The 13,761-nt window shown below is 61.3% G+C and carries 9 protein-coding genes; 7 read left to right on the forward strand and 2 right to left on the reverse strand.

The window, feature by feature from the left end:
• The first annotated feature begins 128 nt into the window (after positions 1–128).
• The 7 genes from AB5Y50_RS07940 to AB5Y50_RS07970 all read left to right on the forward strand — a co-directional run bounded on the left by AB5Y50_RS07940 (position 129) and on the right by AB5Y50_RS07970 (position 10,055).
• Positions 129–1,286: an efflux RND transporter periplasmic adaptor subunit gene (locus tag AB5Y50_RS07940; RefSeq protein WP_010673351.1), complete on the forward strand. Its 1,158-nt coding sequence runs from the start codon at positions 129–131 to the stop codon at positions 1,284–1,286.
• Positions 1,287–1,300: 14 nt separating this feature from the next.
• Positions 1,301–4,426 carry a multidrug efflux RND transporter permease subunit gene (locus AB5Y50_RS07945; protein WP_010673350.1) on the forward strand — a complete coding sequence of 1,042 codons (3,126 nt, stop codon included), beginning with the start codon at positions 1,301–1,303 and terminating at the stop codon, positions 4,424–4,426.
• Positions 4,427–4,465: 39 nt separating this feature from the next.
• On the forward strand, positions 4,466–4,594 hold the full coding sequence (locus AB5Y50_RS07950) for a hypothetical protein (RefSeq protein WP_261925305.1): 129 nt from the start codon (positions 4,466–4,468) through the stop codon (positions 4,592–4,594).
• A 642-nt stretch (positions 4,595–5,236) separates the two neighbouring features.
• Positions 5,237–6,598 carry a putative glycoside hydrolase gene (locus AB5Y50_RS07955; RefSeq protein ID WP_127904527.1) on the forward strand — a complete coding sequence of 454 codons (1,362 nt, stop codon included), beginning with the start codon at positions 5,237–5,239 and terminating at the stop codon, positions 6,596–6,598.
• Positions 6,599–6,659: 61 nt separating this feature from the next.
• Positions 6,660–7,949 (forward strand): carbohydrate porin, encoded by a 1,290-nt coding sequence (locus AB5Y50_RS07960; protein ID WP_029313911.1) that lies wholly within the window; start codon positions 6,660–6,662, stop codon positions 7,947–7,949.
• A 74-nt stretch (positions 7,950–8,023) separates the two neighbouring features.
• Positions 8,024–8,893 carry a MalM family protein gene (locus AB5Y50_RS07965; protein ID WP_010673345.1) on the forward strand — a complete coding sequence of 290 codons (870 nt, stop codon included), beginning with the start codon at positions 8,024–8,026 and terminating at the stop codon, positions 8,891–8,893.
• 139 nt (positions 8,894–9,032) lie between these two features.
• Positions 9,033–10,055 carry a LacI family DNA-binding transcriptional regulator gene (locus AB5Y50_RS07970; protein WP_041201452.1) on the forward strand — a complete coding sequence of 341 codons (1,023 nt, stop codon included), beginning with the start codon at positions 9,033–9,035 and terminating at the stop codon, positions 10,053–10,055.
• 326 nt (positions 10,056–10,381) lie between these two features.
• Here AB5Y50_RS07970 and AB5Y50_RS07975 read toward each other — a convergent pair whose 3' ends face one another.
• Both AB5Y50_RS07975 and AB5Y50_RS07980 read right to left on the reverse strand, forming a co-directional pair.
• Complete coding sequence (locus AB5Y50_RS07975) at positions 10,382–11,713, reverse strand: ABC transporter substrate-binding protein (protein WP_010673343.1); 1,332 nt, start codon at positions 11,711–11,713, stop codon at positions 10,382–10,384.
• Between the two features lie 10 nt (positions 11,714–11,723).
• Positions 11,724–13,697, reverse strand: coding sequence for a methyl-accepting chemotaxis protein (locus AB5Y50_RS07980; protein WP_010673342.1), 1,974 nt, complete (start codon positions 13,695–13,697; stop codon positions 11,724–11,726).
• Between the last annotated feature and the right edge of the window lie 64 nt (positions 13,698–13,761).

The following is a 13,761-nucleotide window of genomic DNA, read 5'->3' on the forward strand; positions in this document are numbered from 1 at the left end:
ACTTTATCACCGCCTACATGGATTCTCCACAAAGCCTCGAATCATTCGCAATAGCCCCTCTCCATAATGCCCGTTCGATGTGCTCTCGCGGCAGTACCATGCCCGGGAGACGGTTTAACGAGGTGAGTATGATGTTTGTCAAACAGCGGTATGCGGGCACCCTGCTCGCCGTCATTGCCGTATTCGGATTGGCAGGTTGCGATGGGGCGTCGCAAGCGCAAGATGCGCCGACCCGTCCTCAGGTGTCGGTGATGACGCTGGCAGGTCAGGACCTGGTCATCAGCGAGGATCTGCCCGCCCGGGTGGCCGCGGTGCGAAGCGCCGAAATTCGGGCCCAGATTAGCGGCATCGTGCAGCGCCGCCTGTTCGAGCAGGGCGCCGAAATCGGCGCAGGCACCGTGCTGTTCCAGATAAATCCGGCCCCCTTCAAGGCGGATGTCGACAGCGCCGCCGCAGCATTGCAGCGCGCGGAGGCCGTGCTGGCCCGCGCCCGTATCCAGATTGACCGTCTGGTGCCGCTGCTGCGCACCGAGGCCATCAGCCGCCAGACCTATGACGATGCGGTCTCCCAGCGTGATCAGGCGGCCGCCGACGTGGCTCAGGCCAGGGCGACCCTGGCCCGGCACCAGCTGAACCTGCAATTTGCCAGCGTGGAAGCCCCCATCGCCGGGCGCATCGATCAGGCGCTGGTGAGTGAAGGGGCTCTGGTGTCCCCCACCGACGCCACCCCCATGGCCAGGATCCAGCAGATCGATCAGGTCTACGTCGATGTCCGTCAACCGGCCTCTGTGCTCGACACCCTGCGCCAGCAGGCTGGCTCGACGGCACCGGAACTGGCGGTGGACATCCTCGGCAGCGACGGCAAGCCGCTCGGCATGCAGGGGCACATCCTCTTCTCCGGCATCGAGGTGGATGCCGGTACCGGTGACGTACTGCTGCGGGTACTGGTGGACAACCCGGAGCGGCGGCTCTTGCCCGGCCTCTACGTACAGGCGCGCATTCCCCGTGCCCGCTATGCCAACGCCCTGAGCGTGCCTCAGCAGGCGGTGGTGCGCACATCGGGCCAGACCAGCGTGTGGGTGGTGGATGGCCAGGGGCAGGCACAACTGGTTCCGGTCAACACCGCTGAACTGGTGAATAGCCAGTACCGCATCACGTCCGGGCTCAACGCCGGACAGCGGGTGGTGATCGAGGGGATCGACCGCCTGACCCCGGGGACGCAAGTCATTGCCCATCCCTGGCAATCCCCCGCAGTCAGCCAGCAGGCTGACGCCGGTAACCGTTGAATCGGAGACATTTCATGCCGCAGTTTTTCATTCATCGCCCGGTGTTTGCCTGGGTGCTCGCCCTCTTCATCGTGCTGGCGGGGGTCATCGCCATCCCCAAGCTGCCCATCTCCCGCTATCCCTCGGTGGCGCCGGTGTCGGTGACCCTCTATGCCACCTATCCGGGCGCCACGCCGCAGACCCTGAACGATGCGGTGGTGAGCCTTATCGAGCGCGAGCTGTCGGGGGTGAAGAACCTGCTCTACTTCGAGTCATCGGTAGATGCCTCCGGCAGCGCGCAGATCACCGCCACCTTCAAGCCGGGCACCGATCCGGAGCTGGCCCAGATGGACGTGCAAAACCGCATCAAGGCGGTCGAGCCTCGCTTGCCACAGGCGGTGCGACAAACCGGCCTGCAGGTGGAGTCCGCCTCGTCCGGCTTTCTGATGATGGTCGGCATGACTTCACCGGATGGCCGCTTCGATGAGGTCGCGCTGAACGACTACATGGCGCGCAATATCGTGCAGGAGCTACGCCGCATCGACGGGGTGGGGCGAGTGCAGCTGTTCGGCGCCGAGCAGGCCATGCGCATCTGGGTAGATCCGGGCAAGCTCGCCGCCTACGGGTTGACCATCAGCGAGGTGGCGCAGGCCATCGAGCAGCAGAACGTGCAGATTGCACCGGGGCGCCTCGGCGACGAACCCGCCCTGCCTGGCCAGCGACTGACGGTTCCCCTCACGGTACAGGGGCAGCTGACCACTCCCGAGGCGTTCGCCGCCATCGTGCTGCGGGCCGGTAGTGATGGCGCCAAGCTGGTGCTGGGTGACGTCGCCCGGGTCGAGCTGGGGGCGCAATCCTACGCCTTTTCCAACCGGGAGAACGGCGTGGCCGCCACCAGCGCTGCCATTCAGCTCTCCCCCGGCGCCAACGCCGTGCGCACCGCCGATGCGGTGCGCACCCGTCTCGCTCAGCTCGCCCCCACTCTGCCGGCGGGCATGGCCTATTCGATCCCGTTCGACTCGGCCCCCTTCGTCAAGGTCTCCATCGACAAGGTGATCCACACCCTGCTGGAAGCCATGGTGCTGGTGTTCCTGGTGATGTTTCTCTTCCTGCAGAACCTGCGCTACACCCTGATCCCGGCCATCGTCGCCCCCATCGCCCTGCTTGGCACCTTCGCGGTGATGCTGCTGGCCGGTTTTTCGATCAACTCCCTCACCATGTTCGGCATGGTGCTGGCCATCGGCATCATCGTCGACGACGCCATCGTGGTGGTGGAGAACGTCGAGCGCCTGATGGCCACCCAGGGGCTATCGCCCAGGGAGGCGACATCGCGGGCCATGAAGGAGATCACCGGGGCGGTGATCGGCATCACCCTGGTGCTCACGGCGGTGTTCATCCCCATGGCGTTCGGCAGCGGCTCCGTGGGGGTCATCTACCAGCAGTTCACCCTGTCGATGGCGGTGTCGATCCTGATTTCCGCCTTCCTCGCCCTGACCCTGACGCCAGCGCTCTGCGCCACCCTGCTGCGTCCGGTCAGCCCGGATCACCATGAGAAGCGCGGCTTCTTCGGCGCCTTCAACCGGGGCGTCAAGCGGCTCACGGTGGGCTACAGCGTTCGGGTCACCCGGCTGGTCGGGCGCAGCGGACGCGTGATGGTCACCTTCGCCGCCCTCTGCGCCGTGCTGGCCATCGCCGCCACCCAGCTGCCCTCCTCTTTCCTGCCGGACGAGGATCAGGGCTACTTCATGACCTCCATCCAGTTGCCGACCGGTGCCACCAGCGAGCGCACCCTGGCCGTCATCAAGGAGTTCGAGGCCCATGTAGCCTCTCGCGAGGCGCTCGACACCAACCTGGTGGTGCAGGGCTTCAGCTTCTCCGGCGCCGGCCCCAATGCGGCCATGGCCTTCACCATGCTCAAAGAGTGGGACCAGCGTCATGGTGCCACGGCCGCCAAAGAGGCTGAGCTGGCACAGGCCGCCATGGCCAACAGCAAGGAAGGCACAGTGATGAGCCTGCTGCCGCCCGCCATCGACGAACTGGGCACCTCTTCGGGTTTCACGCTCTTCCTGCAAGACAGGGCCAACCAGGGGGAGGCCGCGCTGCAGGCCGCCCAGGCGCAACTGCTGGCACTGGCGGCCCAAAGCGAGGTGGTGAGCGATGTCTATCCCGACAGCCTGCCCCCCGGCGAGAGCATTCACCTCGAGATCAACCGGCAGAAGGCCGAGGCCATGGGACTCTCGTTCACCAGCGTGAGCAGCACCCTGTCGGCGGCGATGGGGTCGCTCTACATCAACGACTTTCCCAACGGCGGGCACATGCAGCAGATCATCCTGCAGGCCGACGCCAAGGCGCGCATGCAGCTCGATGACGTACTCGGCCTGCGGGTGCGCAATGCCAGCGGCGGCATGGTGCCCCTGCGAGAGGTGGTGACGCCGACCTGGCGCCAGTCGCCGCAACAGATGATGCGCTTCGAGGGCTTCCCCGCCGTGCGTCTCTCCGGGAGTGCCGCCCCCGGGGTGTCCAGTGGCGCCGCGATGGCGGAAATGGATCGCCTGGTGGCGCAATTGCCGCCAGGCTTCGCCCTGGCCTGGACGGGACAGTCGCTGCAGGAGCGCCAGTCGGCGGCCGAGGCCCCCCTGCTGATGCTGCTGTCGGCGCTGGTGGTCTTCCTGGTGCTGGCCGCGCTCTACGAGAGCTGGTCCATTCCGCTCTCCGTGATGCTGGTGGTCCCCCTGGGCCTGCTCGGCGCCGTGGCGGCGGTGATGCTGCGCGGCATGCCCAACGACGTCTTCTTCAAGGTGGGCATGATCACCATCATCGGCCTGTCGGCCAAGAACGCCATCCTCATCGTGGAGTTTGCCCGCCAGTTGCACGGCGAAGGGCGCTCGCTGCTTGACGCTGCGGTGACCGCCGCACGCCTGCGTCTGCGCCCCATCCTGATGACATCACTCGCCTTCACCCTCGGTGTGGTGCCGCTGATGCTTGCCAGCGGTGCCAGCGCGGAGACCCAGCATGCCATCGGCACCGGCGTGTTCGGCGGCATGATCAGCGGCACCCTGCTGGCCATCTTCTTCGTGCCGGTCTTTTTTGTCTTCGTCATCGGTACCCAGGCGCGCATTCAGGCCTGGCGGACACAGCGAGCACAGCACCGATCATGCTGACCGCTGCTCGGGTTTGCTGGCCCTGGGGAGGCGATGATCATGCAATGCATGCCTGGCACCATTTTGCGTTCCTTCGAAGAGGATGAGCGCGCCATGGTGCCGGGCCTGTGGTTCATGGCCGGTGCTGCGGGGCGACCCTATCGCGGGTTGCCTCTCCAGGATTTGTGACCAGCCCTCCGTCGCCGGTGCATCCTTGGTCTTCTCCAAGATGGCGATCTGCTATCTGGCACAGGGGGCTTGCACCATCCCGGGTCGGTACCGACCCAGCAGGAACCCGGCCTCAGCATCGCTCTGACGACCGACGCCATTGGCCTCATCGACTGCATGCTGTCTGCCATCACCAGTCAAGGCTGGACACTCCTGGTGCTTGAACCGCTGGAGAGGCCCCCGCAAGGTTGATGACAGCCTGGTTTTCATGCAATACACCATGAAATCGAAGTCAATTTAAGTGTTACTCAGAAATCGACACATCGCAATCACCTCCGATACATTGCAGATCTACTCCGATACTTTCCCTCTGATCGTCAGTCTCAAGAGAAAAATAAAATAAACCATTAAAAACAATATCATGAACTCTTTTCATTTAAAGATAACTCTTTCTTTAACATCCCATCAGCTGGTCGTCAGGACACGTTTTCTGTGATTTGAAACACAAACTTTGATCATCACAGGGGATAAGCATTGCATTGGAAATCGATTTCAAGAAAATGAAGCCAGCATGATTTGTCTTGGCATCGATTGCATAGCGTCTGTTTGAGTCTTGACGGTTCATCGCGGTGGATATTTTTCCCATTGATTGGAGTGGTCAGTATGAATGCATCAAAAAAAGGACTTTTGGCGTCGTTGATCGCCGCTGCCCTGCTTGGCGGGTGTGGTGGGGCCGATAATATCGACTCGAATAGTGGCAACACCGGTGGTAATAACGGTGGCGACAACGGTGGCACCACGCCCCCTGGCGACAGTACCCTGATCCTGTTCGGGGTCGGTGCCAATGGGGGTACAACCCCCAGCATCCAGTCAGAGAAGGACAACTGGAGCTTGCAACCGGTCACCGCTTCTCCCGTCGCCATGACCAGCATCAGCGCCGTGCTCATCAACAATGCCGGTACCGATGACACCGCCGATGTACAGGTAGCCGGTGACGGAGATGGCACCTTCATGCTCAAATCCGCCACCCCTCTGAACCTGAGCAAATACGCCTCCGGTTTCATCGAGTTCCAGCTGCGGACCAAGAGCAAGGTGCCGGAAGTGCTCAATGCCTCCATCGACAACGAGTATCCCAACCGCAGCAGCCTGCCCATTGCCAGCGCCCTGACCGGTTCCGGCGACTGGGAAACGCTCACGCTGCCCATCAACTGCATGAAGCCCTTCCCCGGTGCCACGGCCATCAACCTCGCCACTGTGGGCACACCGTTCCACCTAGCCACCAAAGAAGCCTTCAACTACGAAATCACCAACATCAAGTACCTGCTCACCACCTCGGCCAAGCCCGTTGTCGACCCGGTCACCTGTGAAGCGCCTGGCGGCGCTACCGAACCGGGCACAGACCCAGGCACAGACCCGGGAACCGATCCCGGTACCGATCCTGGCACCGATCCAGGTACCAATCCGGACACAGGCTCCGGCGTCAACAATGCCCCCGCGCTGGTGGCCACCGATGCCGCACTCTACTACTCCGGTGACAAGAGCCAGGCCTTGGACCGCAGCGCCGATTACCCGGCAGCCAGCTTCGGCGGCACCCTGACCGATGAAAACCAGGTCATCACCATGGACCTGCCAGGCAATGGCGCCGCCTTCCTCGGGACCGACAGCGCCAATGGGGATCTCTCCGCCTATCAGGACGGCGCCATGCTGCTCGACCTGAAAGTCTCCAGCTACGGTGACTCCCCCAACATCCAGATCCGCATGGACGGTACCGCAGGCCCGGACTTTGGCACCTTCTTCACCATGGACAGCAACATCGTGCCCGATGACGACACCTGGTACCGCTGCATCCTGCCGGTCGCCTCTCTCATTCCGGCGGCCAACACAGGCTCGGTGCAAAAGGCGCTCTACCTGAGCGGGGCCTGGGACTCCATGGCCGGTCTGCGCTTCGCCTTCACCAACGTGGCCCTGAAAACAGCCATCCCGGCAGACTTTGACAGCAATCAGCCCTGCCAGCAGATCAAGTGACAAGGCATTGAATCTTCGAGAAATCGATTGAAAATAATTTTCTACGGATTGGAGCAATAAGATGAAATTGAAGTCACTCGCCTTGTTTGTCGGGGCATGTTGCGGGCTGGCAATGCCCGCAGTATCGAATGCCGCCGAGAGTTTTGGCTTCCACGGTTATATTCGTGCCGGCTCGATGTTTGACGCCAAGGACAACTTCGCCAAGGCGGGGTACGAATATGAGATGGACAAGACCATGGGGCGCCTGGGCTCCGAGCTGGACAACAGCTGGGAAGCGGGCCTGAACAAGTTGTGGGATCTGGGCAGCAACAAGTCGGTCAACATCCACTTCAAGGTGGAGTCCGATGCCGATGGCCTGCAAACCCGTGCCGCGCCTCGCGAAAGCGGTGTGTCAGAAACCTATGTGGAGCTGGGTGGCATCACCCCGACCGGGACCATGTGGGGTGGCCTGCGCTATTACGACCGCGAGAACTACATCTGGACCACCGACTATTTCTACACGGACTACTCGGGAACCGGCGTCGGCATCAAAGCCATGGAGATGGCGGGTGGCAAGTGGGACTTTGCCTATATCAACAGCAACGACACCAGCCACTCCGACCGCGCCAATGGCACTGAAGCCACCATGCACACCCTCCACACCAGCGCCCTCTATGGTGCCTGGGACATGGAGATCGCACTCAAGCAGATGCCCAGCAACGAGTTCACCGGCGACAACAAGCAATATGCGACCAAGGGGGCAGAAGGAACCGTCATCTATTCCCGCGACGACTTCTTCTTCATGCCGGGCGGCTTCTCCAAGTTCATCGCCCAGGCAGGACGTGGGCTGGGTTCAGGGGACTTGCTGGGTGCCAACCTGACCAATACCGCCATGTATCGCAAGGGCTCCCTGTATCAGAAGACACTGCAGGACACGGCGGATGGCTATAAACCCTACCAGTCCAAGGTGATGGAAGGCGATCAATCCTACCGCCTCTTCCTCTGGGGTGGCTGGTATGGCGCCAATATTCATCTGCTGCCGACCCTCTCCTATCAATACAACGATTACGAGCTGGGTGGCCATGATTCCTGGTATGCCGCATCTCTGCGCCCGGTATTCCCGATCAATGAGTTCTTCTCCATCCAGACGGAAGTCGGATATGTGAAAAACAACCTGATCATCGACAACGTCGAACGGGGTGGCACCTCTCACAAGGTCAGCATAGTGCCGACCTTCACCGTCAATACCGGCATGGGGCCCTCACCGGAGATCCGCATTCTGACGACCTATGTCGATCACAACAACGAGACCCCCTGGCAGGAAGACCGGGAAGATTTCCTGGTCGGTGTACAGGCGGACATGTGGTGGTAGGTTAGGTCGCGATACTTATCTGCACTATAATCTCGGGTCCCTTGGGGGACCCGCATTGCATACGAGGAAACACGATGAAGGGAACGAAGCAGTGTCTGCCTTTCCTGGTCAGTCTGCTGATGGCCGGATGCGCCGGCATGGGCCCGGAGCATTCGCCAGGATCGGCAGTCTCCGCCCTGCAGCAACAGGTTGAACAAGGTCGGGAACAATTGTCGAACAAGGTGGCGGTCGAGTCATTCAAGGAACTTCGCTTCCAGTCCCTCGGGCAGGAGAGCCGCTGGGTCGATGTAAGCACCGACAGCCAGGTCTATGCATTTGATTCAGGCAAAAGCTATGTAATGGCCTTCTCGCTGCCCGAAGTCAGCCAGGCAACCCGCGTCAAAATAACCATTCCGGTCGACTATACCGTCTTCCTGCCCAGCATCCTGTTGCTGGACGAGCAATACAACGCCGTTCAAACCATTCCCGGTTCCACATTCAGTTATGACGGTCATTCGTTAATTTCAGGGCAGAACATTCAGGGGGAATTCACCATTCCGGCCCCCATCGGCAGCGCTCGGGCCGCCTATATGGTGATCTATTCCACTGCGAAGGACATGCAGGGCAGTACCCGGCTCAACCCGGACGATCTCCAGCGCGCCATGCAATATGATCGCACCACGGATGTCGCCCGCCTCATCAATGTGGAAGTGCCTCACTCTGCTACCGGACGCCTATATTTGACGCTGGACGCAGAGCCTGCTGCAAATGCGACGCAGATCGCAAAAACCATATCACCCGTGATGGTCTCACCAGATAAATCGTTGGGTGAACTGGATTATTATCAGCATATTCGCACTGCCGTTCAGAGCAAAAACTATGAGCAGGCGCTCGCCTGGGTCAAAGCCGCCGAGCAAGCCGGTTTTACCAAGGCAAAAGAGGTCTTTTTTGCCGCCCAGCAGTAGCATTCCCTCCCCTGGCAAGGCGCATCATCGCTTGTCACCACCAGGGGAAACGGGTATCCTAACTTGCTGATTTATTAAGAAGATATTCATATAACACTGGCCATGACCAGGGGTTTTCACAGTCGAGTACGGAGGGGGGATGTCGAAGTCAGCTCAGGAGAAAAAAGCCACTGTCTATGATATCGCCCGCCGAGCCGGTGTCTCGGCAAGCACTGTATCCCGGATATTGAACGGCTCGGCCAAAGTGGCCGCAGATAAACGTCAGGCGGTGGAAGATGCCATTCAGGAATTGAATTTTCGTCCCAACCTGATGGCGCAATATTTGAAAACGGGTCAGTCCATGACCCTGGGTGTTTTGACCCAACATGTGGAGAGTCCATTTTCCAACGAAATGTTGCGGGGTGTTGAACACACTCTTCAGGGCATGGAGTATGTGCCGCTGATTGTCAGCGGTCACTGGAATGCGGAAGAAGAAGTTGAGCGGTTGCGCCTGCTGGTGGCCCGGCGGGTTGATGGCCTTATTATTTTGACCGGCCACGTCAATCAGCAAACACTGCTCGAGTTTTCCCAGCAAATACCGATTGTGGCCACAGGTCACAATATCATGACCGAGCGGGTACACTCCTTCAGTATCAATAACCGGCTGGGTGGCTACATGGCGACTCGCTATTTATTGGATCTGGGTCATCGTGACATCGCCCATATCGTCGGTTTACCGGATCATAACGATGCCATCGAGCGTCATCATGGCTATCGCCAGGCCCTGGTGAGCGCAGGTATCGAATATGACCCCTCCCTGGTCATCCAGGGGGATTTCGCCGAAGTCGGCGGGCTCAATGCCGTCAAGAAGCTGGTGGAGAGCGGCCGGAAATTCTCCGCCATCTTCTGCGCCAACGATCAGACCTGTTACGGTGCCATTCTGGGGCTCAAGCAGTGCGGCTTGCGGGTGCCTGAGGATGTCTCGCTCATCGGTTTTGACGACCTGCCCTTCTCTACTTATTCCAACCCGCCATTGACCACGGTACGTCAGCCCATCTACGAGATGGGTGTCAAGATGGTCAAGACTCTGTTGGGTTTGATCGAGAACACGGAGCTGAACTCGGACGAACTGCCCGAGTTGAGCATTGTGGTGCGTGATACCACACTGCCGTACAAGGGGTGAACACAGACCGGGGCGGTTCCCTGGGCAGCATCAGATCCCAGGACAGCATCAGCGCAAAGCGGCCTTCGGGCCGTTTTTCTTTTGTCAGCCGCCTGTCCAGCGAGCGACGAGTCCCTGCCGCGTATTCCACCTTGACTCTCTGACATAGCACAGAGACTACACATAACCAGGCGTCCCTCTTCTGCCGGCCCTCAATTCGACCTGGCCCGATGACACCAGCCAAAGCCTGGCAATCACAACCCGATGACCCCGGTCGACCTGAATGAAACAAGGCGCCTGAAGGCGCCTTGGTGTGTGTGCAGATCCCTGCGGGAGCGTGGCCACCGTCAAGGCGCTGCGAAGGGGGATTCCGTCCCGGTGGCCGCGCTGGTTGCCAGCGTGGGGAGAGGCTCGTCCGCTTCACACAGACTGGATCTTCTCGTGGCCGCCTTCTGGGGGGGATACCAGCTTGCCAACCCCTGCTGGATGCGCGCGGCGGCCGCTTCCGGCGTCATGGTGCCGAGCACCACGGATTGCGATACCTCCGCAAGCTCTGTGGTAAGCGATGGCTCACCCCGGGTGAGGAACTGCGCCCCCAGACGCAAGGTGGAATCGCAGGTATCCCGCCAGCCCATCATGGTGCTCGCAACCGGATCCTTGAGCTCGAAGAAGTGGTTGGAGAGGGAGAAAAAACCGGGCACCGAATTGGAGAAACGCTCGGCAAAGTCGGCGCTTGCCATCCACTCCACCAGTTTCAGGGCGGCCTCCTTGTTCGGGCTGGCGGCATTGATGCCGATCCCCATGTCGGTGTGATCGGTGAAATAGCAGGTGTCCCCCTCCCGCGCGACGGGGGGCGGGAAGGCACCAAAATTGACCTTGCCGGTGAACTGGGCCAGAGACCAGGAGCCCGCCACTATCATGGCGGCCTTGCCCGCAGCAAAGGCATCCACCGCCTGTGCTTCGGTGGCATCGGCAGGATGGTCCCCTATGTAGGGCCGCCAGCTCGTCAGCTCACGAAACGCCGCCACATAAGGGGCATCGGTCACTCGCGCCTGACCGTTGATCAGCGCCAGGCGACCATCTTCCCCATGCCAGTAATTGGGACCGATGTTCTGATAACCAAGCTCGGAGACCACCCAGCTGTCGTGAGCCGCCAGTGCCAGCGGCAGATAGCGGCCATCCTGCTTCACCTTCTCCAGCACGGCGAAGAAGTCGGCACGGGTTCGCGGCGGTGTCAGCCCAAGGGCGTTGAAGATATCGACATTGAAGTAGAAACCCTGGATCACGGAGGCAATGGGCAGGCAGAAGGTCTGGGCCCCGGAGTCGGTCTGCCAGGCGGCCTTGGCAAAGCTCGGGAAGTTCTCCATCCCGGGCAGGTCCGTCAGATCCAGCAGATGCCCCTGCTGGAACAGCCGCAGGGACTGATCATAAGGACGGCAAGTGATGAGATCCCCCGCCTTCCCCGCCGCCAGCCGCTCGGCAAGCTCCCGATCGTAATCCGCCGAGCGCTGCGAATGCAGCTTAAGGGTGATCTCGGGATGGATCGCCTGAAAACGGGGCAGAAACTGCTCCTTCCAGAGCGCCTCGTCATCCACGCGCCAGGTTTCCAGCACCAGCTCCTGGGATACCGCCGCCGTACTCAGCCCCCAGACCAGCAGGGCACTCACAGATTTCCACATCGCCTCTCTCCTACACCTTGAAACGGGCCACCAGACTCTGCTGCTGGCTGGCCAGCCCCGACAACACCTCACCACTGCTCGCCGATACCCGGGACGCCTGCTCGGTCTCGTGAGCCACGTCTGCGATGGCCGCCACGTGCTGGGCCACTCCCTGACTCACCGAAATCTGCTCCGCTGCGGCATAAGCCATGTGATCCGCAATCTCCTTGATGGCCTCCATGCGCGAGGCGATCCCCGCCAGGGCACTCTCGACATCCCGGGTCTGCTGCACACTCTGCTGGGTCTGCTCATGGCTCTGGGCCATCACGCTCGCCACATCGCGGGCGCATCCCTGCAGGTTGTCGATCATCACCTGGATCTCCTGGGTCGCCCCTTGTGAACGGGTAGCCAGCGCCCGCACCTCCTCGGCCACCACCGCAAAGCCCCGCCCGGCCTCCCCGGCACGGGCCGCTTCGATGGCCGCATTGAGGGCCAGCAGGTTGGTCTGTTCAGCCATGCCACGGATCACCTCGAGAATGTTGCCAATGTTGCTGCTGTAGCCTTCGAGCTTGCGGGTGATCGCCATGGCCCCGGCGATGTCGGTCGCCAGTTGCTCGATGCCATCCCGATTGGCCTGCATCAGATGACGTCCGCGCCGGCTCTCGTCATTGGCCTCCCCCACCTCCCGACGAACATGATCGCTCGAGCGCGCCACTTCGGTCGCACTGGTCTCCAGCTCGAAGATGGCGGCCGCTACCTGATCGGTCTGGGCCTTCTGCGCCTGCACCTGCGACATCACCTGCTCGCCGATCTCTGCGGTCTTGCGCGTCTCGCTCACCAGGTACTCAGAGCCGGTCTGGACCTCCATCAGAAGCGTCTTGGTGTGGTGGGCCAGCTGGTCGATGGAGTTCGCAACCTCACCAAGCTCGTTCCTGGCGGGGTAGCGAACCCGCAGCGTCATGTCCCCTTGTGCCATCAGACCGAGAACCCGATTGATCCGCACCAGCGGCACCTGGATGCTGCGGGCCGTACTCCAGGCAACAATGAGGGCGGTGAGCACGGAACACAGGGCCACCATCACGATCCAGGTGCGGGCGCTGTCAACCGCGACGTCGGCACTCAGCCTGTCCTCCTGCATGCTCTGGTTGCTGATGGCGATAAGCCTGTCCAGGACCTCCCCCAGTTGCTGGCTCTGCGCCTCCTGCTGTTCACGCAAGCCATGGAGTTGCTGGCTGATTTGCTGACGGCGCACCAGGGTGGCAATCAGCCCCTTGTCGCCAAATACAAGTTGGGGAATGCGCGCCACATGGCGGGTGAACCTGGCCTTGACGTCATCGGGGACAACAATCCGCTCCAGGCGCTGGTTCGCAATGTCGATGTCTTTGGCCAGCACCCCCTGTAGCGCCACCAGATCCGTGTTGCCGTCGGCACGCAGGATCAGCTTGAGATCCCGTGCAATACCGCTGGTGATGAGCTCCGCCTTGTTCTGCAAAGAGCGCCGACCCGCCGTGTAACGCACCAGCAGGTCTGCCGCCGAACGGTAGTTGTCGTCCAGGTGCAGCAGCTCGCTCCGCATCCGTGAGAGCACCCGCTCCAGCTCGACCGACTCTTCGTGCAGGCTCATCAACTGCTCAGAGAGGGTAAACAGCCGGGGGGCCTGGTCGGTGACCCGGGCGAGTTGCCGCTCACTCTCGGTATCGAGTGTCAGGGCCGCGAATGCCTTGATGTGCTGCTCATAGCGGACCTTGTCATGGGCAACACGCTGACGGGACTCGGGGAACGCCGACGTCTCCCGGATGGCGAGATGCGCCAGGCTGTCCCTGTCAGCCATCAGCAGCGCGGCGCGCAGCCGGCTGGCGGTCAGGGCCTGAGGCGTCGCCTCCTCGGTCACCTGCTGGAAACGACCGTGAATGGAGGTCGTCTTCAGGTAACTGATGGCCCCGAGCAATAGCAACAGGACCAGCAGCAGCGTAAAGCCCAATCTGATCCGCTGTACGATCGACATCCTTCTCTCCCACCTCTCCCTCCGCATCGGGGCGGAGCCGGTTATCAAGGCACCAGGAGCCCGA

Source organism: Aeromonas sp. s6, from assembly GCF_040907815.1.
Lineage (GTDB): Bacteria > Pseudomonadota > Gammaproteobacteria > Enterobacterales > Aeromonadaceae > Aeromonas > Aeromonas caviae.

Bases quoted from the DNA above. Each gene is read 5' to 3' on its own strand.
- AB5Y50_RS07940 (WP_010673351.1), top strand. From the start codon at position 129: ATGATGTTTGTCAAACAGCGGTATGCGGGCACCCTGCTCGCCGTCATT.
- AB5Y50_RS07945 (WP_010673350.1), top strand. From the start codon at position 1,301: ATGCCGCAGTTTTTCATTCATCGCCCGGTGTTTGCCTGGGTGCTCGCC.
- AB5Y50_RS07950 (WP_261925305.1), top strand. From the start codon at position 4,466: ATGCAATGCATGCCTGGCACCATTTTGCGTTCCTTCGAAGAGGATGAG.
- AB5Y50_RS07955 (WP_127904527.1), top strand. From the start codon at position 5,237: ATGAATGCATCAAAAAAAGGACTTTTGGCGTCGTTGATCGCCGCTGCC.
- AB5Y50_RS07960 (WP_029313911.1), top strand. From the start codon at position 6,660: ATGAAATTGAAGTCACTCGCCTTGTTTGTCGGGGCATGTTGCGGGCTG.
- AB5Y50_RS07965 (WP_010673345.1), top strand. From the start codon at position 8,024: ATGAAGGGAACGAAGCAGTGTCTGCCTTTCCTGGTCAGTCTGCTGATG.
- AB5Y50_RS07970 (WP_041201452.1), top strand. From the start codon at position 9,033: ATGTCGAAGTCAGCTCAGGAGAAAAAAGCCACTGTCTATGATATCGCC.
- AB5Y50_RS07975 (WP_010673343.1), bottom strand. From the start codon at position 11,713: ATGTGGAAATCTGTGAGTGCCCTGCTGGTCTGGGGGCTGAGTACGGCG.
- AB5Y50_RS07980 (WP_010673342.1), bottom strand. From the start codon at position 13,697: ATGTCGATCGTACAGCGGATCAGATTGGGCTTTACGCTGCTGCTGGTC.